A 26,782-nucleotide genomic window follows, 5' to 3' on the forward strand; every position below is an offset into this window, starting at 1 on the left:
GATTTTTGGCTGGCATACACTATAACTAATGATTGCTTATTTTTTTATATTATACAATCTAGCTGCGTCTCAGCTTAATCTTCCAGGATCGGTTCTGCTTCGTCATAATCTAGGCCGTCTAGTTGGCGGATGTTAAAAGGTTGATCTGACATAGTTGAAAATTTTTTAATTTAATTGACCTTAGCTCTAAGGTTAGTACAATTTTTGCCTATCTATTAATTCTTTAGAATCTTATTATATTTATTTGAAAATCTCTGTTCGCAGGTATATTTGACTAGCACCGATCGCCCGTGACTATTTAAACCAAGCTAGCATTGTATAGGGCGATCGCCCATCTCCGCAAAAGAGCGATCGCCCTTTCATCATCCATCTACAAAATCTTCTCATAATAACGTTGAATCTGATCGGCAAAAACCGGAACTTCTTCCCTCAACCTGACAAGTAATTCATCAACAGTCAGCGGTGGATTTTTCAAATCCTCAGCTTGCTGCGAAACCAAATTAGCCATCAAATCCGGTGCAACCTCATAAAGTCGATTCAGAAAAACATCAGGGTGCAGCGCCACAAGACCCCAAGAATTGAGAGAATCTGGGGGAAAATCTCGGAGGTTAGACGTAACAATAACTTGAGCTTTCGCAATTACCGCAGCCGCCGCGACATGGCGCCCGGATCGTTAGTCATCTGCTGAATCAAATCCTCCGGGACTTCAACCATTGCATTGGGAAAAGCTTCCTTAAGTGCAGCCTCGAAACGCGCAGCCTTCTGACTCGTCATCCTTCCAGTATTAACAAGATTGCGAGTTGCACCCGCTAAAATTTCTTGCGACCAATACAGATCGTACAGCCCATCTTCGGCAGCACGAAATAGCGTGTCGCGCAAGTACATAGGAAAAATCACGCAGGAATCCAAGACAACAGGATAGGGAGTCAGCCTGCTAGCTGTATACTCTATTCTCATTGAGTTCCTCTTCTTGGCTCAACTCAGCTAATTCTCTCAAAATCTCGCGGCGTTTCACAGTGCGCTGGTTTTTATAGGCCATTAAATCAGCTAAAAAAATCCGCCGTTCCGAGCCTACCTTCACATACTTAATTGCCCCTTCTGCCAACAATTTTAGCAGAAAGGGTTGCGATACATTCAACAAAATAGCAGCTTCTTCAACGGTCATATCTTGTTCGACAGGCACTAAAGACACGGCTCGACCAGCAGCCATTAAATGTGCAGCTTGACGCAATAATTGATAGAGAGATTCAGGAAGTGCGATCGCCTCGCGGCCAACTTGCACAAGATTCACTTTTAATGTCTCAGAATCACCATTTTCTATCTCGTTCTCTAGCACTTTATCCAACAATTTAATAACTTCTGTTTCTTCCTCTGTGGGAAAAACAGGATCTAGGAGTATTTTTTGTCGGTTCATGGGTATGCTTCATAAATTGGTTTAATGCTATTATAGTATCAACTCAAGCTTGTAGCCAATGTGCTACACTCAGTATACACTCAAGACTCACAGGGAAAATAATAAACTATTATGCAATTAGAAGATTACTTTGAATTTTTAACACCAGAAGATATCCGCATCAAAGGAACTCGCGTAGGTATCGAACACGTTCTCTACGAATACATCTACCGCAACCAAACTCCAGAAGCCATAGCTCAAAAATTTCAGACAGTGACTATGGCTCAAGTTTACGCTACGATTTTGTACTATCTGGAAAATCAAAAAACTGTAGGTAAATATGTAGGAGATTGGTTAGAATATTGCCTGAAAGCTGAAGCTGAGTACGATCGCAATCCATCACCATTTGTCTTGAAAATGCGTCAGCTTAGGGAACAAAAAAATAAATCGCAACAATTAAATCGAATTTATTAGTTATCGTTATTTAATGCTATTATAATATCAAATCAAAGTTGTAATAAATTGCCTTTTGTTACCATGCAACCCGATAACAGTGATAGCAGTGAATCTACCAGCGAGCCGCCACGCAAAAGATGCGAATATAGTGGAGAATTCTTGTCTCCAGATCCTACGAGTAACTTTAAAATTTGTGCTTATAAATGCAAGGGTTACGCAGCTTTAGCAACATTCCCTTGGCCAAAAGATCGCCCCTGTCCTCAATCTTTTGACGAAAACTTTCCAGGGCCGTAAAAGTTCACATAAAAAACGGAGAACCAAAATGTCAGACTTAGAAAAAGGTCTAGCCGCTTTTAATAACGAAGATTATACCCAAGCCTTTACCTTGTTAAAACCACTAGCAGAACAAGGAAATGCTGCATCCCAGTGCATAATTGCCAGTATGTACCATTTAGGATTAGGTCGAGAAAAGATGATATTAGAAGCAATTAAATGGTACATCAAATCCGCTGAGCAAGGCTATGGTGTTGCCTCAAACAACTTAGCAGGAATTTATCTTTGCGGTGCTGATGGTGTAGCAGCCGATCGCACTGAAGCAGAAAAATGGTTTCAAAAAGCCAGAGAACAAGGATTTTCACATACACCGATTTCCAGTGAATATGTGAACCAAGCTAGCATTGCATAAAACAACGCCAAAACAAACCCAAAACAAAAACCCGGTTTCTCCAAGAAACCGGGTTTAATCGTCAGCGTTAATCCGCCTTCATCAGCGGTTGCAAAATCCTACAACTGCTTCACCTCAGAAACCAATTTGGCAACCACATCCTTAGCGCTGCCAAACAACATCATCGTCTTATCCTTGTAAAACAACTCATTATCTACACCGGAAAAACCAGCACTCATCCCGCGCTTAATCACGATCGTATGCTTGGCCTTATCAACCTCCAAAATCGGCATCCCGTAAATCGGGCTCGCCGTATCGTGACGCGCCGCCGGATTCACTACATCGTTAGCCCCGATTACCAAAGCCACATCAGTTTCGTCAAACTGCGGATTGATGTCGTCCATATCGTACAACTGCGGATAAGGCACGTTTGCTTCCGCCAACAGCACATTCATGTGCCCCGGCATCCGCCCAGCCACCGGGTGAATCGCGTATTTCACGTCAACACCCATTTTTTCCAAACCGTCGGCTAACTCGCGTACCGAATGCTGGGCTTGCGCTACAGCCATTCCGTAACCGGGAATAATTACCACCGATCGCGCATAACCCAACATCATCGCACTTTCTTCGAGATTGATGCTGCGAACAGTTTTGTCGATCGCACCAGCAGCCCCAGCAGCAGCCCCAGCACTACCGCCACCGCTACCAAAGGCGCTAAACAGCACGCTAGAAAGCGATCGATTCATCGCCTTGCACATGATTTGCGTCAAAATAATCCCCGACGCGCCCACCAATGCACCGGCGATAATCAGCATATTGTTCATCAAAATGAACCCAGCCACACTCGCAGCAATCCCCGAATAAGAGTTAAGCAGCGACACTACCACCGGCATATCGCCGCCGCCAATCGGTAGCACAAACATGATGCCCAGAATATTGGAAATCGCCACCAAACCGAGGAATACCGGCACATTTTCGGGATTCGTCAGCATATAACCGCTGCCGGCTAAAAGTGCGATCGCCAGCATGGCATTAAACGGCTGTTGCAGCGGAAACGTCATAGGCGCACCCGGCAGCAATTCTTGCAGTTTTGCAAACGCCACAAGGCTACCAGTGAAAGTAATTCCGCCAATGAGCACACCCAAAAGGATCGTGATTGTCGCGTCTGGAGTTGGCGATTGGGGGATGCTGAGATAGCGCCAGAATTCGCCCACAGCAACGAGTGCAGAAGCCGCGCCCCCGAAACCGTTAAGCAAACCCACCATCTGCGGCATATCCGTCATCGCCACGGTATTCGCCATAATCGTTCCCAAAATGGAACCGACGATAATGCCGACAGCAATCAATTCGTAGCTGACTACTTGCTTTTCCAGCAACGTACCGACGATCGCAATTAACATCCCGATCGCAGCTAACACATTTCCTTGACGCGCGGTTGCAGGGGAACCCAACTGTTTCAAACCGACAATAAACAAAGATGCGGCAACTAAATAAGCTAGTTGAATGCCACTGGGCAGAAAATCGCTCACGCTTTAACCTCTTTTTTCTTGAACATTTGCAGCATTCGATCGGTTACTAAGAAACCGCCGACTACGTTAATTGTGGCCAGGGCGATCGCGATCGTCCCCAAAATCGAAGTAACAGTCACATTGCCTTGGCCTGAAATCAGAATTGCACCTAAAACCGCAATTCCCGAAATCGCATTGGAACCCGACATCAAAGGTGTGTGCAGCGTCGGCGGGACTTTATTAATTACTTCAAATCCCACAAACGACGCTAGAGTAAACACCACTAAACCTGCAATCAATCCTTCTGCCATGACAATTGGTAATTGGTAATTGGAAATAACTCTTTCCCGGTTTCGTCCCCCAGTCCGCCAGGGAATGAATTCCCTGGCTCAAAGCCAAAGTCCTCTGAAGAGGACTAATAGACATCTCCAATAATTCTTGTGGAACCGGCCGGAAAGCCTGTTCAAAAAAGCCTTTTTTGGAGATATTTAATCAGTTCTTCAGTCCTCATAGCGAGGACTTAAGCTTTGAGGCAGGGGTTTCAACCCTTTCCGGACATTGCCTTGTAACGAGAGAATCTAACTGACGGCTGAAGCCTCAGCCGTCAAAGCAGCCCGCACCCGGTCGTTGCTAATTTCGCCATCGCGGGCAACGCAAGCACCGGCAATGATATCGTCTTCAAAATTCAAATTGAGCTCCTTATCTTTCAGCATCAACTGAACTAAAGCCGAGATATTCTTCGAGTAAGTTTCGCTAGCGTGTATCGGCATCGACGAGGGCAAATTAATTGGACCGATCACATTCACGCCGTTCCATTCAACATCTTTCCCCGCTTCAGAACACTCGCAATTGCCGCCTTGTTCGGCCGCGAGGTCAACAATTACCGATCCCGGTTTCATTTGAGAAACCATTTCTCTAGTAACTAAAATAGGTGCTTTTCTGCCGGGAACTTGAGCAGTTGTAATCACTGCATCGGAAGCGCTGACGTGTTGGGTGAGCACTTGGCGGCTGTATTCTTTAGCCGCTTCCGATAATTCTTTTGCATAGCCCCCTGCTGCTACTGTTTCTTCCTTGAGTTCGACATCAAGAAATTTAGCGCCCAAGCTTTGCACTTGTTCTTTTGTTTCCGGGCGGATGTCAAATGCTTCCACAACAGCGCCCAAACGGCGCGCAGTGGCGATCGCCTGCAAGCCAGCAACGCCCACACCCATTACCAAGACTTTCGCGGGGCGAATCGTACCCGCCGCCGTTGTCAGCATCGGAAAATACTTCGGCAAAGCAGCGGCTGCGATCAGTACCGCTTTGTAACCGGCGACGTTAGCCTGAGATGACAGCGCATCCATGCTTTGAGCTCGGCTGGTGCGCGGGATCATTTCCATGCTGAATGCCGTTACTTTGCGATCGGCCAAACGCTGCACTAAAGCCGGATTTCCCAGAGGATTCAAAAATCCGATGAAAACACCTCCTTCCCGGAGTTGATGAACTTCTGATTCTTGCAATTCCCCGATTTTCACGACGACATCGGCTTCGCCCCACAGCCTAGCGGTATCGGCGATAACCTGAGCTCCCGCTTCTTCGTAAGCAAGATCCGAGAAAAAGGATTTTGCCCCCGCACCGGCTTCCAGCCAAACTTCGACGCCTTGTTTGACTAATCGGGCTACAGCGTCGGGTACTAAAGCCACCCGGCGTTCCCCTGCTTCTATTTCTTTTGCGATCGCTAATTTCATACACTCTCCTTATTTAAGCTTTCCCAGGACGGTTGAAACCGCGCCTACACAGACATGGCGTTTGAAACCTCGTCTACACGAGACTTTACCTGCCTCGGCAAGTTTCTTGAAGTGCGATTTTGAATCGCCCGATGCCTTGCTTTACATGGGAGTCGCCGTTGCCCTAAAGTTCTCTCGTTGATACTAAAGCCGATCGCCCAAATTCGACCCGTATCTTTAACTTATCTTATACATTCAAATTCGCTAAATTGTTAAGTTTGCAGCCGATTATGATATAATATTCTGTCTGCTATTTCTGTAGTTTGAATGTCAGTTATCAGTATTACGCAAAATTACGCAAAAAATAATTGACGATCGAGCAATTGGTTCCGAGGTTCCCAGATTCAGCGTTTCGCAGACTTAGGATGGAGGCACAGAAAAGCCTCGGGTTCTAACCAGCCCCCAGATTCATTCTCAAAGCAGACGGGAGTAAATCTAAAATCTAAAATCTAAAATCTAAAATCTAAAATCGGCTCGCCCTCATCAAATTGCTGAGACATTCGATATATTGTAGGCACGATCGCAAATTTCGGGGGATCGATATTTAAGGTTCACCAAGAGTTTAATTAGAGGAGTTGTTATGCGACGATTATTTTCAGCACTAGCGGTTACAGGTTGCTTGGTGGCTGGCTTGCCCGCCATCAGTTTAGCCCAAGGAATGCCTGGATTCACGATTTTCGGAGGCCCCGAGCGCGCCAATCAGTTAAACTATCGCTTGGATTACGGCAAAGCGGGGATGAGCGGCGATAGATATCGGCTGCGAATTCCTTCCAAGAAAGTAAGTTTGGCGATCGCCCAACTCAACATTTCCTATCCAGACTACTACAAAGGCGAATTCGACCAAAAAGACATTAAAGTGCGCGTCAAAGATAAAACAATAGAATTGCAAGAAGTAATCTGGGACAAAGAAAATCGTTTCATAGAAATTTATCCCAAAGATCCAATTGCCGCCGGCAACAATGTTGAGGTTGTACTCTCCAACGTCAGAAACCCATCTCCCGGCGGAATGTACCATTTCAACGTCCGCATCCGCACCCCTGGGGACGTTCCTTTGCTGCGTTACCTGGGTACTTGGCTGTTGAGCATTGATTAGAAACAGCGGCATCAGGTTGCGAGAATAAAATGCTCGTTTCCTGGTTTTGGAGAACCGAAAATAGAACCTCCGGCTCATATAGCAATCCTAAACGATCGGTAAAATGAGTTTAGGGACAATCCCGCCGTACCATTTGTGTCAACTTAGGATTGAAACCCATAATAAATGTCGTTTGTAGTCGAGTCTATATCTCCCTAAATCCCCCTTAAGAAGGAGGACGAAATATCGCAATCTTATCCCCCCTTATTAAGGGGGGCTAGGGGTATCTCGCAGTTCGATACAAACAAGAGAAACAGAGGGTTTTAGTCTTAATTTGACACCAAGGCGGCGGGGAAACTACCCCTAAAAAATATTGACAAATCCAATAGGATTGCTCTAGCCGTACTCTTGCATGAATCTACTAGCAAAAATCAAAACAATAAAACTTCCTCCAGCGCTGCGATCGAGAAATTATCGCCTGTTTTTTGCAGGACAAGGCATCTCGCTGATTGGCAATTGGATGACGCAAGTCGCTACTGTTTGGCTTGTCTACAATTTGAGCGATTCACCTTGGATGCTCGGCGTGGTGGGATTTACAAGTCAAATCCCCACATTAATTTTACTGCCTTTTGCAGGAGTTTTAATCGATCGCTGGAACCGCCACCGAGTCATTATTGCCACTCAAATATTAGCGATGGTTCAATCCTTAGCGCTAGCATTTTTAGCGCTAACAGGAGTCGTTAACATTTGGCAGATCCTGGTACTGAGTTTCTTTCAAGGCGCCATTAATGCCTTTGACGCGCCGGCACGGCAAGCTTTTGTGCCGGAACTTGTAGAAAAGAAAGAAGATTTAGCAAATGCGATCGCCATTAATGCTTCGATGTTCAACGCAGCCAGACTAATCGGCCCAGCAATGGCAGGTTTGCTGATAGCGACAGTCGGACCAAGTTATTGTTTTCTCATTGACGGACTCAGCTACATTGCTGTAATTGCAGGCTTATTAGCGATGCAGATCAAACCCCGTAAAATTGCAGCAACTAATACCAAACCCTTACAAAGATTAAAAGAAGGATTCGTTTATGCCTTCGGGTTTCCCCCGATTCGAGCAATTTTACTGCTATTATCATTAGTCAGTTTTGCCGGAATGTCGCACACAGTTTTAGTCCCAATTTTTGCCACCAAAATCCTGCACGGCGACGCCCAAACTCTGGGCTTTTTGATGGCTGCTTCGGGAGTCGGAGCCTTTGGGGGGGCGATTTATTTGATTTCGCGCAAAACTGTAGTTGGCCTCGGCAAATGGATTGCGATTTCACCTGCAATTATGGGATTCGGACTGATAGGTTTTGGTTTGTCCCGCGTCTTGTGGCTGTCATTAATCATGATGTTGTTCGTTGGCTTTGGTTTCATTTTGCAATTTGCAGGAGGAAACACATTTTTGCAAACAATCGTTGAAGACGACAAACGCGGAAGAGTGATGAGCATATACACCATGGCATTTTTTGGAGTGACACCCTTTGGGAATTTAGTTGCCGGAGGATTGGCAAATTATATCGGCTCTCCCAATACAGTCATCATTGGAGGTATACTTTGTGTTTTAGGCTCCATAGTTTTTACCAAACAGTTGCCAGCTTTAAAAAACTTAGTCCGACCACTGTATCAAAAAATGGGTTTAATTCCGCACTAGCGATTTAGCGGATCAGCAAAAATGCCAACATTAAACAACATTCCCAAAGCTAATATCTGACTGTAACTCTAGCAATCCTCAACTATATGTAAAATTCTCTCTTCTCTTTCTCTGCGCCCTCTGCGCCCTCTGCGGTTAAAACATCCAAATTAATTACCCAACCAGAGGTTAAACCAATGGCAAATACAACTGCAATACCACAGCAGAGCGATCGCGTTCCCTTAAAAACCTGGATCGGCGTCATGGGAACAATACTCGGCGCTTTCATGGCAGTTTTGGACATCCAAATCACTAACGCATCTCTCAAAGATATTCAAGCAGCTTTAGGCGCAACCTTAGAAGAAGGTTCTTGGATTTCCACCGCCTATTTAGTCGCAGAAATTGTAGTAATTCCGATTACGGGTTGGCTGTCGCAGGTGTTTTCTGTCCGTCGCTACATTTTGGTAAATGCCGCTTTCTTTGTATTCTTTTCCATGTGCTGCGCTTGGGCGTGGAATTTGAATTCAATGATTGTATTTCGGGCTTTGCAGGGATTGACGGGCGGCATTTTAATTCCGATGTCTTTTACATTTTTGATGACAAATTTACCGCCCAAAAAACTGCCTGTCGGCATGGCACTGTTTGCACTGACAGCTACTTTTGCACCATCCATCGGACCGACATTGGGAGGGTGGCTGACTGAGAATTACGGCTGGCAATATGTCTTTTATCTCAATTTGGTTCCAGGGCTGCTGCTGCTAGCTGCTGTGTGGTACGCAGTTGACCCTAAGCCGATGCAATTGTCACTGCTAAAAGGGGGTGACTGGTGGGGAATTGTCTCGATGGCGATCGGCTTGGGTTCCCTGCAAGTTGTGTTAGAAGAAGGCAGCCGCAAGGACTGGTTGAGTTCGAATTTTATTGTGCGTTTAAGCATAATTGCAGCAATATTTCTCAGCGCTTTTTTCTGGATTGAATTAACTCGAAAACAACCGTTTATTAACTTGCGATTGCTGACTCGCCGCAATTTCGGCTTAGCAAGTATTGTGAATATTTCCTTGGGGGTGGGATTGTACGGTTCGGTGTACATTTTGCCGCTGTATTTAGGTCAGATTCAGCAGTACAATGCCATGCAAATTGGCGAGGTGATTATGTGGGGTGGGGTGCCGCAGTTATTCATCGTGCCGATGGTGCCGAAATTGATGCAGCGAATCGATATGCGACTGATGATTGGTATCGGTGTGAGTTTGTTTGCGGTGAGTTGTTTTATGAATGCCAGCATGACTCACGATACGGGTATCGATCAGTTGCGTTGGTCGCAATTAGTCCGGGCTATGGGGCAGCCTTTAATTATGGTGCCGCTGTCAACTATTGCGACTGCTGGTATGGAGAAACACGAGGCTGGTTCGGCTTCGGGTTTGTTTAATATGATGCGAAATATGGGAGGTTCGATGGGGATTGCGGCGTTAGGAACTTTGGTGACGCAACGCGAGCAATTTCACTCGAATAGATTGGGGGAATCTGTTTCTTTGTACAATCCGGCAACGCAGGAGCGAATTAATCAAATGACTCAGTATTTTGTGAGTCGCGGTGCAGATTTAAGCGTGGCAAAAGACCAGGCAATTAAGGCAATTGATAATATTGTCCGCCGTGAAGCTTATGTAATGGCTTTTAATGATTGTTTTTATTTTGTGGGAATTGCTTTGCTGTTAAGCGGGATTGCTATTTTGGGTTTTAAAAAGGCGAAAGCGGGTGCGGGTGCTGGGGGAGCTCATTGATTCTGTATGGCGCGGAGTGCGCTGCATCTTTGGGGCGGGCAGGATGCCCACCCACAAGAATTTTAAGAGTTTTCAAAATGCCAACTAAATGTTTTTTAGCTTATTCACCATTCTTGTTGGGCTTCTGCTTCTGCTTGAATTAAATTTTGCCGCAGTTGCACCCAATTTATTTGATGGGAGGGCAAGTCTTCGATGAGCTTTCCGCGCTGTAAATGCAGAATTTGCGTGCTAAATTGCTCGGCTAATTCTAATTGATGGTTTACCATTACAATTGTGGTTTCGCCGTTTGTTAGCTGTATCAATACTTGCAAAAGGTGGGCGGCTTTTCCTGCGTCTAGGGCGGATGTGGGCTCGTCTAAAAGCAAGATTTTTGGTTGCAGGATGATGCCGCGGGCGATCGCCACGAGCTGTTTTTGGCCTGTGGAAAGCTGCAATTCGGTGCGATCGAGCCATTCTTGGGGTATGTGCAGTTGTTCGATCGCCCCGTTAATTCTCTGAGCAATGTTTGATGCAGTCACGCCCCGCAGCTTCAAAGGATAAGCCAATGCTTCTCGCACCGACATTCCCAAAAGCTTGGATTCTTGCAGGATGAGGGTGATTTGTTTGCGGAGTTCGATCGCAGGTATTTGGCGATATTCTGTATTTTCCAGATAAATCGAGCCGCTGGTGGGACTGCTGAGCCGATTTAGCAGTCGCAACAGCGTTGTTTTGCCGGCACCTGAAGGGCCAACAATTGCCACGCGAGATCCCTTGTGTACCTGAAACGAGATATTTTCCAATAAGTAGCTTGAGGCGATCGGTGTTTTCAAGCTTACACTGTCAATTCGCAGTTGAGGATTTGTTTCTGTAAGATAAGATGAATTAGGATTTTCTGAATAATTAGGCATTCATATTAAGTCCGCTAGCGTGTCTTCATAAACCCAGTTTCTGTATTTGTAGGGTGCGCGCTGCGCACCTTACGCATACATACCACCTCGAAGATTTTGGTGGGCTTGATTCCTAATTAAACAAACCGAGTATTTTAGGCAATCAAGCGTAATTATTGTCAAACTTTTACAGCTTTTTCTAAAGGAAAACCCAGCTTTTCGCGCTGTTCCAAATAAAGCTGAGCAACTCGCCGCGCCAAATTGCGAATTTTGGTAATGTAGCGGGTTCTTTCCGTTACCGAAATCACGCCTCTAGCGTCGAGCAAATTGAAAGTGTGAGAACATTTTAGCACATAATCAAGACTAGGCAAAACCAATCCTTTTTTTGTCAATTGTTCGGCTTCTTGCTCGTACAATCCAAATAGAGTAAACAGCAACTCTGGATTAGAAGCTTCAAAGTTATAAGTACACTGTTCTATTTCTCCTTGCAGGTGAACCTCGCCGTAAGTGATGCCATCTTTCCACTGAATTTTCGTCATCGCATCGACTTCTTGGAGATACATTGCGAGGCGTTCTAGTCCGTAGGTAATTTCAATGGAAACGGGGCGACAGTCTATGCTACCGCACTGTTGAAAGTAGGTAAATTGGGTAATTTCCATGCCATCGAGCCAGACTTCCCAGCCGACGCCCCAAGCTCCGAGGGTGGGCGATTCCCAGTTGTCTTCTACGAAACGAATGTCGTGGTCTTCTGGGCTAATTCCTAATGCTCTGAGGGAGTCTAAATAGATGTCTTGGATATTGGGAGGAGAGGGTTTAATTAAAACTTGATATTGATAGTAATGTTGGAAGCGGTTGGGATTTTCGCCGTAGCGTCCGTCTGTGGGGCGGCGACAGGGTTCGATGTAGGCGACTGACCAAGGTTCGGGGCCGATTGCTCTGAGAAAGGTGTGGGGATTCATGGTTCCTGCACCTTTTTCTGTGTCGTAGGATTGGGCGATCAGGCAGCCTCGATCGCTCCAGAATTTGTTTAAGGTGGCAATGACTGATTGAAAATTCACTGGTTTAAATATGGTTAGCGAGTGTCTAAGCTTATTTAAGCATATACTTGCATGGTGATATACCGAATTTTTTTCAAGATTTAGCTGAAGAAACAGAAAGCCTATTTCCGGTAGTTGTGTTATGTTAATCTTTAGGGAGCTCTACAGATAGACCGCAAAATTTCGATCGGTACAGATAATGAGATAAAAAGATGACTGAACTATTTAATCAAGGCTATGCGTTGCTCGTTGGTGTTGGGGAGTGTGCTTATCAGCCCTTGTCTCTGCCTGTGACGGTTAAAGATACCCAAGCAATTTATGCGGCGCTGATCGATCCTGAGTTATGCGCCTATCCTAATGATGGGGAGCATATCCGGGTGCTGAATAATAAGGAGGCTACCCGCAGTAGGATTTTAGATGGCTTGAAGTGGTTGAAAGAGAAGGCAGAAATAGAACCAGAGGCTACTATATTTGTGTACTATTCAGGTCATGGCTGGTTCAAGAAGGATGACAATAGCTTTTATCTGATACAACATGACGTTAAAATTGGGAAACTAGAGGATACTGCGCTATCAGGGAAAGCCTTTACAGAAGCATTACGAGAAATTCAGGCCCAACGCTTGCTCGTTGTCATTGATAGCTGTCATGCAGCAGGAATGGCAACGTCTAAAGATGTAGAGGAAGCTGATGCGGAATTGTTGAATAAGTTTGACGATTTTCAGCGTATTGCACCATCTAAAGGGTTAATTGATACCTTAAAACAAGGTAAGGGAAGGGTTGTATTTACTTCGTCTGAAGGCGATCAAAAGTCATGGATTAAAAAAGATAAATCCATGAGTATTTATACATTTCATTTTTTGGAAGCCTTACAAGGTGCAGCAAATAAACCGGGCGATAGAGAGGTAAAAGTATCTAATTTGATGAATCATCTGAGCAAAGCTGTGCCTGAGACTGCACGTAAGTTGTATGGAGCCGAGCAAACGCCTCACTTCGACATGGATGCAGGCGATTTTATTATTGCCAACCTTCGCGGAGGTAAGGGGTTGCCGAATAAAGGATGGGACCAAGTTAAGCCCGAAGCGACTGAGAAGAACGATCGAATTGTCAAGAATATTCAGCAACGTGGGAAATCTAATATCATTATTGAGAAAGTTAGTGATGTCAAAAATTTTCACATCGGTAATGTCAATCACAAAAGCTAACTTCTAAAGCGTAAAGCAGAATCAGTAATGGAAATTCCTGAAGACAAACTCAAGCAAATTGCAAATCGGCTGGAACAGAGAGAACAAACCGATGAGGATATTACCGTTTTGTGCCAATGGCTTCGGGCTAGCAATCACCAGCTATCGCTCCAAGTCGGTGAGTACAATGTCTATATTGGTGAAGGACAGAATATTCACATTGGCCATCGCACTTATAACCAATGGGATAAACAAGCTGTACAAGCTCTGATGCAATCGGTTGAAGGGAATCAACAAGCTATTAAAGACTTACTTAAAGAACTGCAAAAACCTAAATCTAAAAAACAACGTTCGCCTGCGGAAGAAAACTTACGGAAACAGGTGGGAGGCAGCATTGGAGAACGTCTAAAAGAATTACCGTATAAAGTTAAGTTAATCAACCTAGACAAGCAATGCCAGCAATATCTAGTAAAACACCCTGACAATGTAGAACTCAACAGTGAGTATCAAAGAAAAATACGGGAGGATGGGAACATCTTGAATATATTCGATGATGCACAAGGGCAACTTCTAATTTTAGGTGAACCAGGATCGGGAAAAACAACAACAATGCTTGTGCTAGCAGAAGCATTGCTTGAACGAGCAGAGAAGCAAAGCGATGCTCCTATTCCGGTTTTACTGAAACTTTCATCTTTTAAAAAAGAGGAAAAAAACCTATTTAATTGGTTGTTGGAAGAGTTGAGGAAACAGTATTCTTGCGGACTAGATAAAAACATTATAAATAAAAAAGTTATCAAGGAATTATTGAAAGGTAAGAAGCTTTTGTTAATGCTGGATGCTCTCGATGAATTAGAAGAGAATAATCGAAAATATTGTGTAGAAGCCCTCAATCAGCTATTAAGAAATCGCGAATACGTAGTATGCAGCCGTCGGCAGGAATATGAAATTTTAGAATTTCAACTAGAAATGAATAGAGCAATTTGCTTACAAGCTCTCAGCGAGGCACAAATTCAAGAATATTTAAGAGACAGGCAACGCGAAGAATTTTGGCAAACTCTAAAAGACCAAAAGGAATTACTAAATGTACTGAAACGACCACTTTTTCTTAAAATAGCATGTGATGGCATGCAAGAAATATCTATTAATGATTGGAAGAATTTCACTTCTTTGGAGGAGCGTCAACTATACTTGTCAAGAGCTTATATCCGATGGTGTTTAAGAAAAGAAGGTAAAGACTCGAAACTAGAAAAAATACGCTGGCTTATATGGCTTGCTCAGCAATTGCAGAACCACGGTCAAACCGAATTTTTTATTGAAAGGATGCAACCTTCTTGGCTACCTCCTGCAACTCTGAAGTGGTATGTTTTACTCGTTCGACTAAGCATAATTTTAATTTTATTACTACTTCTCATGGGAGGCATTTATATCGATTATATCGATAGTAATTTCAATAGTTTAAAGATTGTTAGGTATAGTATATATATTATTGGGAGTTTGGTCACAGCAGTATCAGCTAGTTTACACCAAAAGATAAATCTTTTTGAAGACAACATAGTAAATGCTATATTTGGCAAGCACAACATAAATTTAAGTAATTTCCCTCCAACCATTGTATTTGTTATTTTATTTGCTGTTGGATTAGTGATATTTTTGAGTTTAAGCACTATTCCACATTATGTGGTTAAATTAATCTGTATTATTCTATTTTGTGGTTTATTAATGGTTGGGATGGCTCGCCTAAATGGGCATGAATTACAACAAAAAACTCGTCCCAATCAAGGAATTAGGAATTCAGCTATAAATGCAGGTTGTGTAGCGATACCTATAGCTATTACTGTCGCCACTGGTCTTTCTATTAAGTTTCCTTTCAAGTTGTTTAATTTACAATTTCTATCCAGTCTATTGATGATTGGTCTACCTGCCGGATTAATATGTGCCCTTTTATATGGGGGTTTAACCTGTATTCAGCATTTCATACTACGTTTGATTCTTCGGTGTCATGGGCATCCGTGGAACTATGCCAAATTTCTGGACAATGCTGTAGAAATAAAATTGCTCCGGCGAGTTGGTGGTCGCTATGAGTTTATTCACTCCTTATTAAAAGAGTGCTTTGCTATACTCCCCGATATGTAGAAAATTAAATATAAAATTTTGCAATATGTGGGTAATATAGGTTTACAGCTTGTAAAATATTGCTTAAGATAAAAACAACCAGGTGTGCTGCTTTTATAACGTAGATTAAGCGAAAAGTGAGGTAAAGATGAAACTTAAGCACTATTTAGGCGCACTTTTGATGGCAGGCTCTGTGGTAGCTATCTCCTTTCCTGCAGATGCGAACCCTGGGATACGGTTCTCTCAACGGTTCTCTAAACGGTACGCTGCACCGCTTGTTAAGCGGTACGCTGCACCCCTTGTTAAGCGGTACGCTGCACCGCTTGATAAAATTACTATAATTAAGCCTAATCTTAACAGAAGAATTGGTTTGATTTCCCCAGATCAAGCAAAACTAATAATCGACGATATCATCATCCGCTCGGAAGTTCTACTGAGGATATCCACGCCAGACATTACCTCTGAGTCACCACAATTAGCAATTCCTCCTTCTGTAGTAGCCAGTCCTCCTTCTGTAGTACCAACACAACCAACGGGAAGTGAACAGGAGGCGTTCATGCAAGATATAATACACCGACCAGGAATCGTAGTAGGGGGAGCAATAATAATGGTTTCTAGTGGAGTTGGGCATCTCAATTCACCAAATGGAAATAGTGAAAGGACACCGACCCCATCATCGCTCAAGCAAAAAATGATCCCAATAATGATAGAATTACACAAGGGAGATAGTAAAAGGATTAGTGAAAGGATACCGATCCGATTACCGTTCAAGCAAACAATTGTAGAAATTATACTCCTTCTCATCTAAGTGAGGTACAGAAAAAGCCTCGAAAATCCTCTCATTCACATAATAGGGTGCACCTCATGTTTGTGAGAACCGCTATAGCGATCGCCTCTGCGAAAAAAATCAACAGGGCGATCGTTTCCCCAAAGCCCTATAGCGATATCGCAATTTCAGCAGATTGATTTTCCCCATTACGAGGACAAAGATGTAAGGTAATTTCCGTATCGAGTCGCTTCAGGAAAATCAGTAGCTTGCCCTCGCTGAACCGTTGAAACTCTCCGTTCATTAAATGAGATACTTCTGGCTGTGGAATGCCAAGAAGTTGACTAACTTCGCGTTGTTTCAAGTTGCGTTGTTTCAGGAGATGGATTACTTGAATTCCTATTTTGCCTCGCATAAAAAGTTCATCTGCATCCTTCAGACCGAGGTCAGCGAATACGTTGCCACTGCTTTCTTCAAAAAGTGGTTCTTGTGTCATGGTTGTTTCTCTCTTGTCATGGTATAGTACCCATCTTCGATTCCCATCGACAACTCATGAAAACAGACACCATTTTCTACAGCCTGTTTCAAGAATTTCCCAGCTTCTTCTTTGAACTGATCGATCGCCCTCCAGACGAAGCCACCGCCTATGAATTCACCTCCCGCGAAATCAAACAACTGGCATTCCGCATCGACGGGTTATTTCTCCCCAAAACCGAAGAACCAGAAAAACCATTTTACTTGGCTGAAGTTCAGTTTCAACCCGATGCCGACTTGTACTACCGCATCTTCGGCGAACTCTTTCTCTAGCTGCGACAATACAAACCACTCAATCCTTGGCGCGTGGTTGTCATCTATCCCAATCGCCGCATCGAACACGAACAGATGCTGCAATTTCAGGAACTCTTAACCAGTCAGCGCGTCCAACGGATTTACCTCGATGAATTGCCAGAAGCCGCAGATCGATCGCTGGGAGTCAAAGTTGTTAAACTGGTAATCGAGCCAGCAGAGACAGCAGCAGAACAAGCACGGCAGTCGATCGCAATCGCCCGACAACAGTTGTCCGATCCCACCGTTCTACGCGATTTAATTAACCTCATCGAAACAATTATCGTCTACAAACTCCCCCAGAAAAGCCGCGAGGAAATTGCCGCCATGTTGAATTTAAGCGAACTCAGACAAACTCGATTTTACCAGGAAGTCAAGCAAGAAGGCTTAGAAGAAGGACTCGAACAAGGTAAGCGGCAGGCGAAGTTAGAAGCCATTCGTCGGATGATAGCGTTTGGGATGAATTTAGAGACGATCGCGCAATTATTAGATTTGTCTCTCGAATTTGTTCGGCAAACAATTAACAAAATCCAACGGGAATCGATGTCACTCCCCGAACAAAATATCGACTCGTTTATCGAACTATTAACTCAGCAGCGATCGCTCTTCTCGGCCGAACAATTAACCCAACTAGCGCAGCTAATTGAACCCTTATCCGATGAGATAGATGTCCTTTCACAAGCGATTTCATCCTGGGCTGAAAATTACCCTTCAATTCAGGAAGCTCAAGCCCAACTGCTCGAACCACTACCGCCGGTTAAAGCATCAGAACAAGCAGCAGTCACCGGAGAAAGTAGCGAATCTCAACTTCGCGATCGCCTCAACAAACAAGCTCTCAAAAATGCCATTTTATTGTAGCGCGAGCTGCCATATTTCTACTGGCAAATAAACAGAGGCAGATCTTGCTGTCTTGCGTCAGGTGTTGAGTGGAAGCGATCGCCAAATTGCCACTAAAAAACAGAACAGTCAGAACCCCGACTTCTGGAATAAGTCGGGGTTCTGACAGTGAAAAAGTTGAGATTACTTTCTAGTTTAGTCTGCGGGAGCGAGGGAAACTAACAGAGTGATATTGTCAACGCCGATGACATAAACGGTGTCTCCCGGTGTGAGGGTGATTTGGCGATCGCACCGTGCGGGCCACCAGCTACCTTGGAAGCGGACGCGACCTGTTTGATTCGGGTAAATCGATTCATCAACCACTGCTTCTTCGTTGAAGTAGTGGAAATTGGTGTTGATGTAGTTATCCATTAAGAGATTGTTTTCTGTGCTGTAGGTGTGAGTAGAAAAAATAGAACCGAAAGCTTTTACTACGTTAAACATTTTGTTGACTCCTTTTGTGTTAAAATATATCGAAGTTTAATCGCCTATTTTGTGTTCTTTGAAAAGTAGCATTTCCTGGTTGAAATTGATTACCAGGTTGTTCATGCTCTGATTTAGTCTGCGGGAGCGAGGGAAACTAACAGAGTGATGTTGTCAACGCCGATGACATAAACCGTGTCTCCAGGTGTTAAGGTGATTTGGCGATCGCACCGTGCCGGCCACCAGCTACCTTGGAAGCGGACGCGACCTGTTTGATTCGGGTAAATCGATTCATCGACCACTGCTTCTTCGTTGAAATAGTTAAAATTGGTGTTGACGTAATTTTTGATGAGCATATTGTTAGCGGCGCTGTATCCTTGGGTAGAGAAAATCGAGCCGAAAGCTTTTACTACGTTGAACATGATATTTACTCCTGTGGTGTTAAAATATATGGATGTGTAATTGTCTGTTTATGCTATTTAAGAGGCTGCATTTCCTCGGTTGAGATTGATTGCCCTAATATTTCATTCTTCTTACCTTGCGTCGTTCTATCGGGATAAAAGGCAAAGAATTTTTGAAATGTTGAGGGGGTTTTAGAAGCGGTTGCGGGGAGTCTAAATCCAGTAATTCCGAGGTATTGAATTACGGATTTCGTTGTTGAACCGTTGGTAGGATTTACCTTAAGGGTAGATGTGGTTAGCTACATTAGAGATTGTCTGATTCCGCATTACTGGTGCTGTGAAAATGTTTTATTTTTGGGTTTTATGTTTTGATTGCGTTGTGACTCACTTGCTTTACACTTACTAATTTGCCAGGAGTCGAATGTCTTTGGTGCGATCGCCTGTCCACTTTTCGAGTCTGGTACTGGCACAGGACACTGTTAAAGCCGCAAGCAACGATTTTGCAAAGGTTTTTGCCTATAGAGCGGACTTGTAGCTGTGCCAATTTAGCTAAGTGGACTACCGCGAACAGTGAATTATGAATTTACCTAGTCTCGATCGCCCAATCCGGAATATCCATAAATATCTAGTCCGTAACTTACGCACCAAACCTCTAGAAACCCGGTTTCTGACACCCTGTGCGCCATTAGGGGCCCGTAAGCGGATCTGTGATACAAGCAAGTAAACTTGGCAACTCACCCACCCTCCCCATGCGATATTGATTTGTACCTACCTATTTAGGCCTAGAAAATAGGCGATCGACACTGACGCAGATATCACGAGGCGGTAGGAGTTTTTGATCGATGCAGGTCGATCGCACCCTGTTATCCAATTATTGAACAGGTCGAACTTAAAATCCATTCATAAATTCAGAATCTTAAATTCATAAAAGTCATAATTATAGACAACCTGCTTGATACTGCATAATTGTTACAGGAATTCTGAATAAAGTTTTAGCTAATTGAGACAAACCGAACTTGAATTTAAGCGACTGCGGCAATTCTTGTACGGAAACTTCTACGAAGCCAAAGCGAGTATAAAATGATGCGAGTCGCTTTCCCAAACATTCTAAATATAGCGGTTCTGTAGCTTGTTGAATTAAATATTTTGCGAGGTAGCTTCCCAAACCTCGATCGCGCCAATCTTTCGCCACCACCAAACTCCCCAATTCTTGCGCGCCCGCAAAGTTCCGCAACTGCCCGCAAGCTGCCAATTTCCCACCACATTCGATGACCCAGAATTGCTGCCAGCGCAACTGAGTTGGATCGAGTTTGGCGCTCCACACTAACTTTCTAATTGATTTGATATCTTGAGCTGAAGCTGGGCGGATAACGCATTCAGACGGCAACGAAAAAAAACTTTCATTCATTATGATTTCATAAAAGGAGCTTTAGTAAATTTATTCTTATTTTCCGAGTCGAGTTCCAGGTGGTGTATTTAAGTATAACTGCTGTCACTGGAAATTATACCAGCTAGCCGCTTCAAAATGCGAAAAACTTCGTAAAGTTCATTTCCAGGATTCGCAATATCGAAAAGTTTAGAGACGGCATACTGCGGTGTGTCTCGTTTGGTCATTTTGATAAATCGAAAGCTGCTACCATTTGTCAGAAGCCCAAATGTTACTGGTTCTGGGCTGGGGTCATTCAGCATATAAAATAGTAACTGAGGAAGTCCAGCTTCAACGGAATATTGAGAGCGTTTGGCTTCGATCGCAACTACCCAAAAAGATTTCAGCAATAGCAGGACATCGATGCTACCCCTGACAATTGTATCTTCATCTTCAATAGTCAGTTCTACTGATTTTTCTGCCTCTATGTGAAAGGGACTCAAGTAGAAATCTGCTAAAAATAGCAAGGGAGCCAGTACCACCATTTTTACGGTATCTTCCAGCATCGCGTACTTGACACTGTTGATATAACCTGCTTTTACGTTGTTGAGCGCTCGCTTTTTGTCATCGCTAATTTCCGGTAAATCGTCAATCCACTCCCGGAAGAATTGCTCGTCTTCACAAAGTTGAAAATCAAATTTTGTTTCGACATCTAGCAGGGTCAGTGTTTTTGCTTGAATGCTTTGTGTCATAGTTTTATCTAGTTATTTATTAGTTGTAATTTATTGTAGCATATCAACTGTCGAGCGCCTCCCACAAAACCTCCGCGCCAAACCGCACCGGATCGGTACAAGGCAATCCCGTTTCTGCTTGAACTTCAGCTATTGCTAACAGCGCATCTGCCTCGTTTAAGTGATGAGTGTTGAGAGCGATCGCGCTCACTTTTCCCCCTGCAAAAGCACCCGCAGCAGCAGCCACCATTTCGTACAATACGACCACTTTTGATAACCTAGGAATCGATACGTGCGGGTGATTGCGAATGCTAGTTTGTCCGGCTCTGTGGGCTAAAATTAAGTGAGTTGGCTGCGAACCCCGCAACAGCGGCAGAGTCGCCGTCGAACCCGGATGCAATAGCGAACCTTGCCCTTCTACGTGCAGAATATCGCATTCAGAACCCAATTTTATCGCCATTTGTTCGACAGCACCAGCCGCGAAATCAACTCGTACTGCATCCAAAGGAAGACCTTCATTTCCGATCATTAAACCAGTTTGTCCCGTTGCCAAAAATTTGGAACGCAAACCCCGCTGCAAGCAAGTGCGGTTCAGTTCCAGACTGGTTGACATTTTGCCGACGCTCATATCTGTGCCGACAGTTAATACGCGGCGACAGCTTAATTTAGCGGCGGCGGCAGAGGCGATCGCACCGACAGATTTCGGTTCCTGACGCACGTCCCAAATCCATTGATTTTCGGTTAAAGGAACTGTTATCAAAGGTGCAAGTTTCGCGTGCAAACCGTTGACAACTGACAAACCTGCTGCTACCGCTTGATTAATTTCTGGCAGCCATTCCGCAGGCAAAACACCGCCGGAAGGAGCGATACCAATTAGCAGAATATCCGGCGCAAATTGCAGTGCTTCTGCAACGGAATCAACTATCGGTACTTGTTGAGGAATGCCAGTTAATTCAGGTAAAGATTGTCCAGCACATTGGCGGTCTATTACCGCTACAATTTGTGCTTCGCTGTAGCGCAAAAAGGCTAAACCTGTTTTGCCGGAAGGGCCAATAATTCCTTCGTGGAGCAGGATGGCAACTTTACCATTTTTGATCGGATATTTTTTAGTCATTGATTCACTTTTGAGACGGGCAATTTTAGATTTTAGATTCTCTTTAAAATCTAAAATCTAAAATCTAAAATCTAAAATCGATTGGGTGTTAGCTGTGATTTTGGTTCAGGGTAAGATCATTCGGATCTTCTCCCAATTCTCGCAATCTGGCCTCTAGTCGCGAGGCTCGCTGGCGTTCCTGTTCTGCTTGCTGTTGAGCGGCTTCCGCTTGCTGTTGAGCAGCTTCCTCCGGCAACAAAACTAAATTGCCCGATTCATCGAAAAAACGCACCCAAGTTGCTGTTTCTCGATCGACAATTCCTTCCCAAGTACCCAACCAAAAACCTAACGTTTCGCACCACAGCCAACCCCGCTCGTCGGGCACTAACGGCTGATAGCGCAGGTTGGCATCTAAACGCCATCCTTGCAAAGAATTCGGCTCGAAAGGATCGAAAACAAAGTAATCAGGAGTTCTAAAAACCTGCTCGTAAATATCCTTTTTTTTGCCTGTATCCTGATTTGCCGTTGACGGCGACAGCAGTTCCACAATGACATCCGGGTAACGTCCGTTTTCTTCCCAAACTACCCAGCCTTGTCGGGAAGTATTGCTGTCTACACCCAAAACTGCGAAAAAATCCGGGCCTCGGAAATCCTGATTCCGAATCTGTTTAGCGCTGTAATAAATAAACATATTGCCACCGACAAAAAAATCGTTCCGGTTAGCTAAACCTTGTTCTAAGGAACGGATTAAAACGGTCATTGCTATACGGTGGCGGTTGCTTTCCATTTCTGCACCATCATCAAAAATTAAATCAGTCGGCGGCTTGTGTTCTTCAAAGAAAAGCTTGGCTTCTCTATTAATTTGCTCTCCTATTGATTCTACTGGTATCATACATACTATCTCCAGATTAGTTTTGAGCGATACTTCTATTCTACAATGTCAATTCGCCGCACTCCCAATCCCGATCGCCCGTTTGGCAGCAAACACCCATTTTCGACGATCGCACCTGTGAAAGGATCGTCTATTAAATTTAAGTGACTGTCCAAATCCAAATAGTCAGCTAGCGGTGAAAGTTGTGCTGCTGCAGTATTTGCGATCGCGCTATCTGAATAGCAGCCGAACATTACTTGCAAATTGCAGGCTTTTGCTGTGTGAATCATCCGCATTGCTTCGGTCAATCCGCCTGACTTCATCATTTTGATATTGATGCCGTGCACGCAGTGCGCTAACTTGGGTATATCGGAACTATTAAAGCAACTTTCATCAGCAAAAATTGGCAGGGACGATTGACGGTACAGTTCTGAGAATTCATCCATATCGGCGACGGGTGAAAGCGGCTGTTCTACATAATTTATATTGTATTTTTCCAGCCAGCGACACATTTCGATCGCGCTGGTCAAACTCCAACCGCCGTTAGCATCAACACTAATTTTAAGGTTAGCTGGTGCTTCATCTAGCACTGCTATTAACATAGCTTTGTCGGCTTCTATTCCTTCTGGATTTCCTAATTTAACCTTAACGGCGCGGTATTTGATGCTTCCTGGATCGGTCGCATCTTTGCCAAACCAATCGCGCACTCTTTCTCTTGCACCAGACGGCGAATTAATGCCGATTGTGACGGAGGTGGGGACAATGCGCGATCGATCTAATCCCCACATTTTCCACAGTGGCAAGCCTGCTTTTTTGCCCAGCCAGTCGTGCATTGCCATGTCGATGCCGGCGCGGGCGGCTGAGGGTAAGTTGACCTCTGTTAATACTTGTTCGATTTTTTGGCGATCGAACGGAGTAAACTTTTCTAGCAGCGGTGCAACTTCCTGCAATGCGACTAGAAGAATTTCGGTAGTTTGGGGCCGAGAACCTGTGGAAAAGGGCGATGCTTCTCCCCAACCTTCGATTCCTTCGTGTGCTAATTTTACCCATAAATTCGTACTTTGGGCTGTTGTACCGCGGCTGATGGTAAGGGCAAACCGTTTGCGGAGAGTGACGGTTTCAATTTGAACGTGCATTGTCAGTGATTGGTTATTTTTTGTAGATAAAAATCCGAGGTGGCGGATTGCGCCACTCTTGCCATTTTTAACTTTTTACTTTATAGTTTGATTTTGCTTGTTCTAGTTTATCAAAAACTTGATGAAATTCATTATTTCTGTTTCGCCGAAGAGAGTTGCTTTCTCTCTCAGCATTTGGGTGATCTTCTTTGCTGTTGCTGGTTGCATCGTACAAGTTCTGCGTTACGGTTTTAACTATCGCCAACGCTGGATTAGTTTGTTTAATTTAGACAGCGAAATAAATTATCCTTCGTGGTACTCGTCATTTACTTTGCTGTTTTGCGGGATTTTGCTCGGTATTATTGCTGCTGCTAAGAAGAAGCAGGGCGATCGGTATTTTGGACACTGGAAAACGCTGGCGTTCATGTTTGTACTTTTTTCTGTAGATGAAATATTGAGTTTGCACGAAATATTAATTATTAACGACTTGCGAGAGGCACTGCATTTAGGGGGATTTTTTTACTTCATTTGGGTAATCCCGGGGGCAATTTTTGTTGCATTTACTGCGCTGGCTTATCTCAAGTTTCTGCTGCACCTACCCCGGAAAACAAGGGACTTTTTTCTACTGGCAGGCACTATATATGTGGGTGGAGCACTTGGCATGGAAATGGTTTGCGGCTATTATGCAGATGCGGTAGGTCAGCGAAAATTGATATACGGTTTGCTGGCTTCTGTTGAGGAAATTTTGGAAATGGTAGGGGTGATCGTATTCATCTACGCCCTGCTGTCTTACATCGGTTCCTATCTTGAAAGTATTGATCTGCGGTTGAAGATAGTGGAGAATCAAGAGAGGTAAAGCTGACGATAGACCAAGGTAATTCAAGCGGTTGAAATCGAAGACATTATGATTATTTACTTCTACACCTGTGGCAGCGATTACGGCTGTTTTTCTAATTTTTCCAGTCATGGATTCGAGTTAGACGGAGAATACTGGCCGACTAGCGAGCATTATTTTCAAGCACAAAAGTTTCCGAATACACCTCACTGCGAACAAATTCGCCAAGCAAAAACGCCGAAAGATGCAGCAAAAATGGGACGCGATCGCTCTCGTCCCCTCCGCAAAGATTGGGAAGAAGTAAAAGATGATATCATGAGAAAAGCCGTACTCCGCAAATTTGAAACTCATGCCGAAATTAGAGAAATTTTACTCGCTACTGGCGATGAGGAAATAGTGGAAAATTCCCCTATAGATTACTATTGGGGTTGCGGTAAAGATGGCAGCGGCAAAAATATGTTGGGCCAGATTTTAATGGAAGTAAGGGAAGTATTGCGAAAACGCACGTCAGAGTAAAACTGAACTTAAATTTCCCAAACTAAAGCAGGACTTATTTAATCCTAAGTCCTGCAATGCTCCTCAGCGAGCATTTCCTCAATTTTCTTAAACACTGAACTGAAAAATCGGTCTGAGCAACTGTCAAAACCTGTGCCAATCTCGTCAGGCTGTTCTAGTAGAGGGTTTCGCCTCTCCTCAGAGACTGCGAAGCAGGGGAAACGGTAAAAACCCTGCACCACTTTTTTTGTTTTAACAACTACTCTTAACCGGAATTAACCTTGAGCGTCGCAAGTACAGCATTGTTAGCCAGTCGCCTCCCGGACACCGTTCTCCTGAGGTTGGCGATTCACAGGTCAAACAGCAAAACACCTGTTCTGGTTAAAGTTTGTTTTTTATTTATGCTGTATCTTTCTATTGTGTGCGATTTGTGGAAAGTGTTAGCTGTTGTACAGAATTCTTTACAATTTTTGCCTCGGTAGCCTTTTGCTAAGGGGGGAAGGGAAGGCACTTGTTTAAGTTTTGACCTATTTGCGTGCTGTCGCGGTTAGTTGCCGCATTTGCTGTTGAATTCGGTTAAATTTTTTCTGTTCTTCGTTTAGCAAAGTATTGTCGATCGGCGATCGCATATCCCACTGCAATTCTGACAAAAACAACAAACAGCCGGCCATAATTATGCCTGTGGTTAGATATTGCCAAGGAGCAACTAATGTTAACAGAGGGATGCTAAATAAATGAGTTAGTCCGATCGCGATAAAAGTGCGCGATCGCAAACCCAATCCAGTACAAAAATAGCCGATCGCGCTCAACCCCAACCACAAATCGCATAGATGCAGCAACAAACTTCCCCAACCGGCAAAAATACTGCAATCGGTCAGAACCAAACCAGTTATCATCAAAATCGCCCAAGAGTAAAGAATCCAGCTAACTCGCTCGACTCTTACCCAAAACAAAGTCAAAACAGCCATTCCCGCAGTGCCAACTAAAGTCAAAGTTGACCACAGAATCGCCTGAAAGCTCCAACTGAGGGGGACAAACTGAGCCGTAAAAAAAATCCCCCCTGTCACAAAACCCCAAAGCAGAAAAGTCTGGTCGATGCGGGTATAAAATCCTGAGAAAAGAGTAATATTTCTAATTTGCCAGTGGAGTTGCAACAGGCCTTCGCGGTCTTGTACGTCGAGATGTTCCTGTTTGCAGCGGATTAGGGGTTGGGAGGCGTTGAAAAAGGTCATCCAGTGTTGGGGAAAGTATGAAGTTTGGTGTATTGTAACAAATCTTAAGGAATATTTTTCTGATTTTTTCTTGTTCCCAGGATCTGCCTGGGGACGTAGATGTGGAGGCTCTGCCTCCCCCCAGTCTGAGACTTGCGAGGCAGACCAAGAGTGATATCGGTTCCCAGGCAGAGCTCGGGAACCAGTTAATCTGCTGATTAATTATTGATTGTGCCTGCTGTTCACACCACAGATTCAAAATAGCTTGCCACTCCTGCAGC

The 26,782-nt window shown here is 44.2% G+C and carries 27 protein-coding genes and 1 pseudogene; 11 read left to right on the top strand and 17 right to left on the bottom strand.

Annotated elements, in window-relative coordinates:
- Positions 1-370: 370 nt before the first annotated feature.
- The 3 genes from QUA99_RS21980 to QUA99_RS21990 form a co-directional block, all read right to left on the bottom strand.
- Entirely contained in the window at positions 371-565 is a 195-nt protein-coding gene (locus QUA99_RS21980; protein WP_333240961.1) for a hypothetical protein, read from the bottom strand.
- A gap of 74 nt (positions 566-639) precedes the next feature.
- Entirely contained in the window at positions 640-957 is a 318-nt protein-coding gene (locus tag QUA99_RS21985) for a hypothetical protein (protein ID WP_333240959.1), read from the bottom strand.
- Positions 935-1,414 carry an excisionase family DNA-binding protein gene (locus QUA99_RS21990; RefSeq protein ID WP_333240956.1) on the bottom strand — a complete coding sequence of 160 codons (480 nt, stop codon included), beginning with the start codon at positions 1,412-1,414 and terminating at the stop codon, positions 935-937. Before QUA99_RS21990 ends, QUA99_RS21985 begins: the two co-directional genes overlap by 23 nt.
- A 111-nt stretch (positions 1,415-1,525) precedes the next feature.
- Between QUA99_RS21990 and QUA99_RS21995 the strand changes: the two genes are divergently transcribed.
- Both QUA99_RS21995 and QUA99_RS22000 read left to right on the top strand, forming a co-directional pair.
- Complete coding sequence (locus QUA99_RS21995; protein ID WP_333240953.1) at positions 1,526-1,867, top strand: DUF433 domain-containing protein; 342 nt, start codon at positions 1,526-1,528, stop codon at positions 1,865-1,867.
- 304 nt (positions 1,868-2,171) lie between these two features.
- Positions 2,172-2,534, top strand: coding sequence for a tetratricopeptide repeat protein (locus tag QUA99_RS22000; RefSeq protein ID WP_333240951.1), 363 nt, complete (start codon positions 2,172-2,174; stop codon positions 2,532-2,534).
- Positions 2,535-2,632: 98 nt separating this feature from the next.
- On the opposite strand, the gene QUA99_RS22005 is transcribed toward QUA99_RS22000, so the two are convergent.
- The 3 genes from QUA99_RS22005 to QUA99_RS22015 form a co-directional block, all read right to left on the bottom strand.
- Positions 2,633-4,042 (bottom strand): NAD(P)(+) transhydrogenase (Re/Si-specific) subunit beta, encoded by a 1,410-nt coding sequence (locus tag QUA99_RS22005; protein ID WP_333240949.1) that lies wholly within the window; start codon positions 4,040-4,042, stop codon positions 2,633-2,635.
- Positions 4,039-4,332, bottom strand: coding sequence for an NAD(P) transhydrogenase subunit alpha (locus QUA99_RS22010; protein ID WP_006633295.1), 294 nt, complete (start codon positions 4,330-4,332; stop codon positions 4,039-4,041). The genes QUA99_RS22005 and QUA99_RS22010 overlap by 4 nt, the downstream gene beginning before the upstream one ends.
- A 267-nt stretch (positions 4,333-4,599) precedes the next feature.
- A complete protein-coding gene (locus QUA99_RS22015; protein ID WP_333240946.1) occupies positions 4,600-5,748 on the bottom strand; it encodes a Re/Si-specific NAD(P)(+) transhydrogenase subunit alpha in 1,149 nt (382 codons plus the stop codon).
- A gap of 619 nt (positions 5,749-6,367) precedes the next feature.
- Here QUA99_RS22015 and QUA99_RS22020 point away from each other — a divergent pair.
- The 3 genes from QUA99_RS22020 (at position 6,368) to QUA99_RS22030 (ending at position 10,297) form a co-directional block, all read left to right on the top strand.
- Entirely contained in the window at positions 6,368-6,880 is a 513-nt protein-coding gene (locus QUA99_RS22020; protein ID WP_333240945.1) for a DUF2808 domain-containing protein, read from the top strand.
- Between the two features lie 391 nt (positions 6,881-7,271).
- On the top strand, positions 7,272-8,543 hold the full coding sequence (locus QUA99_RS22025; RefSeq protein ID WP_333240942.1) for an MFS transporter: 1,272 nt from the start codon (positions 7,272-7,274) through the stop codon (positions 8,541-8,543).
- Positions 8,544-8,719: 176 nt separating this feature from the next.
- Positions 8,720-10,297, top strand: coding sequence for a DHA2 family efflux MFS transporter permease subunit (locus QUA99_RS22030; protein WP_333240941.1), 1,578 nt, complete (start codon positions 8,720-8,722; stop codon positions 10,295-10,297).
- Positions 10,298-10,401: 104 nt separating this feature from the next.
- On the opposite strand, the gene QUA99_RS22035 is transcribed toward QUA99_RS22030, so the two are convergent.
- Positions 10,402-11,184, bottom strand: a complete 783-nt coding sequence (locus QUA99_RS22035) for an ATP-binding cassette domain-containing protein (protein WP_333240938.1) — start codon at positions 11,182-11,184, stop codon at positions 10,402-10,404.
- A gap of 158 nt (positions 11,185-11,342) precedes the next feature.
- On the bottom strand, positions 11,343-12,221 hold the full coding sequence (glyQ, locus tag QUA99_RS22040; RefSeq protein WP_333240935.1) for a glycine--tRNA ligase subunit alpha: 879 nt from the start codon (positions 12,219-12,221) through the stop codon (positions 11,343-11,345).
- A gap of 191 nt (positions 12,222-12,412) precedes the next feature.
- Between glyQ and QUA99_RS22045 the strand changes: the two genes are divergently transcribed.
- The 3 genes from QUA99_RS22045 (at position 12,413) to QUA99_RS22055 (ending at position 15,834) form a co-directional block, all read left to right on the top strand.
- Positions 12,413-13,402, top strand: a complete 990-nt coding sequence (locus tag QUA99_RS22045) for a caspase family protein (protein WP_333240932.1) — start codon at positions 12,413-12,415, stop codon at positions 13,400-13,402.
- Positions 13,403-13,429: 27 nt separating this feature from the next.
- Complete coding sequence (locus tag QUA99_RS22050; RefSeq protein WP_333240929.1) at positions 13,430-15,514, top strand: NACHT domain-containing protein; 2,085 nt, start codon at positions 13,430-13,432, stop codon at positions 15,512-15,514.
- Positions 15,515-15,711: 197 nt separating this feature from the next.
- Positions 15,712-15,834: a hypothetical protein gene (locus QUA99_RS22055; protein ID WP_333381151.1), complete on the top strand. Its 123-nt coding sequence runs from the start codon at positions 15,712-15,714 to the stop codon at positions 15,832-15,834.
- Positions 15,835-16,428: 594 nt separating this feature from the next.
- On the opposite strand, the gene QUA99_RS22060 is transcribed toward QUA99_RS22055, so the two are convergent.
- A complete protein-coding gene (locus QUA99_RS22060) occupies positions 16,429-16,755 on the bottom strand; it encodes an XRE family transcriptional regulator (protein ID WP_333240925.1) in 327 nt (108 codons plus the stop codon).
- A gap of 56 nt (positions 16,756-16,811) precedes the next feature.
- On the opposite strand from QUA99_RS22060, the pseudogene QUA99_RS22065 reads away from it, so the two are divergent.
- Positions 16,812-17,942 (top strand): annotated as a pseudogene (locus QUA99_RS22065) (Rpn family recombination-promoting nuclease/putative transposase).
- A gap of 174 nt (positions 17,943-18,116) precedes the next feature.
- Here the strand turns inward: QUA99_RS22065 and QUA99_RS22070 are convergent.
- From QUA99_RS22070 to QUA99_RS22100, 7 genes are all read right to left on the bottom strand, one after another.
- Positions 18,117-18,404, bottom strand: a complete 288-nt coding sequence (locus tag QUA99_RS22070; RefSeq protein ID WP_333240923.1) for an NfeD family protein — start codon at positions 18,402-18,404, stop codon at positions 18,117-18,119.
- Between the two features lie 113 nt (positions 18,405-18,517).
- Positions 18,518-18,805 carry an NfeD family protein gene (locus QUA99_RS22075; protein WP_333238460.1) on the bottom strand — a complete coding sequence of 96 codons (288 nt, stop codon included), beginning with the start codon at positions 18,803-18,805 and terminating at the stop codon, positions 18,518-18,520.
- 916 nt (positions 18,806-19,721) lie between these two features.
- Positions 19,722-20,192 (bottom strand): GNAT family N-acetyltransferase, encoded by a 471-nt coding sequence (locus QUA99_RS22080; protein ID WP_333240921.1) that lies wholly within the window; start codon positions 20,190-20,192, stop codon positions 19,722-19,724.
- Between the two features lie 68 nt (positions 20,193-20,260).
- Complete coding sequence (locus QUA99_RS22085) at positions 20,261-20,902, bottom strand: type I restriction endonuclease (protein ID WP_333240918.1); 642 nt, start codon at positions 20,900-20,902, stop codon at positions 20,261-20,263.
- A 43-nt stretch (positions 20,903-20,945) separates the two neighbouring features.
- A complete protein-coding gene (locus tag QUA99_RS22090) occupies positions 20,946-21,995 on the bottom strand; it encodes a DUF1611 domain-containing protein (RefSeq protein ID WP_333240917.1) in 1,050 nt (349 codons plus the stop codon).
- Positions 21,996-22,083: 88 nt separating this feature from the next.
- Positions 22,084-22,866, bottom strand: a complete 783-nt coding sequence (locus QUA99_RS22095) for a Uma2 family endonuclease (protein WP_333240914.1) — start codon at positions 22,864-22,866, stop codon at positions 22,084-22,086.
- Between the two features lie 35 nt (positions 22,867-22,901).
- On the bottom strand, positions 22,902-23,981 hold the full coding sequence (locus QUA99_RS22100) for a dipeptide epimerase (protein WP_333240912.1): 1,080 nt from the start codon (positions 23,979-23,981) through the stop codon (positions 22,902-22,904).
- 121 nt (positions 23,982-24,102) lie between these two features.
- Between QUA99_RS22100 and QUA99_RS22105 the strand changes: the two genes are divergently transcribed.
- Positions 24,103-24,816 (top strand): hypothetical protein, encoded by a 714-nt coding sequence (locus QUA99_RS22105; RefSeq protein ID WP_333240911.1) that lies wholly within the window; start codon positions 24,103-24,105, stop codon positions 24,814-24,816.
- Between the two features lie 48 nt (positions 24,817-24,864).
- A complete protein-coding gene (locus QUA99_RS22110) occupies positions 24,865-25,311 on the top strand; it encodes an NADAR family protein (protein WP_333240908.1) in 447 nt (148 codons plus the stop codon).
- A gap of 506 nt (positions 25,312-25,817) precedes the next feature.
- Here the strand turns inward: QUA99_RS22110 and QUA99_RS22115 are convergent.
- Positions 25,818-26,522, bottom strand: a complete 705-nt coding sequence (locus QUA99_RS22115; protein ID WP_333240906.1) for a hypothetical protein — start codon at positions 26,520-26,522, stop codon at positions 25,818-25,820.
- Between the last annotated feature and the right edge of the window lie 260 nt (positions 26,523-26,782).

It is taken from the genome of Microcoleus sp. F10-B2, assembly GCF_036704965.1.
GTDB lineage: Bacteria > Cyanobacteriota > Cyanobacteriia > Cyanobacteriales > Microcoleaceae > Microcoleus.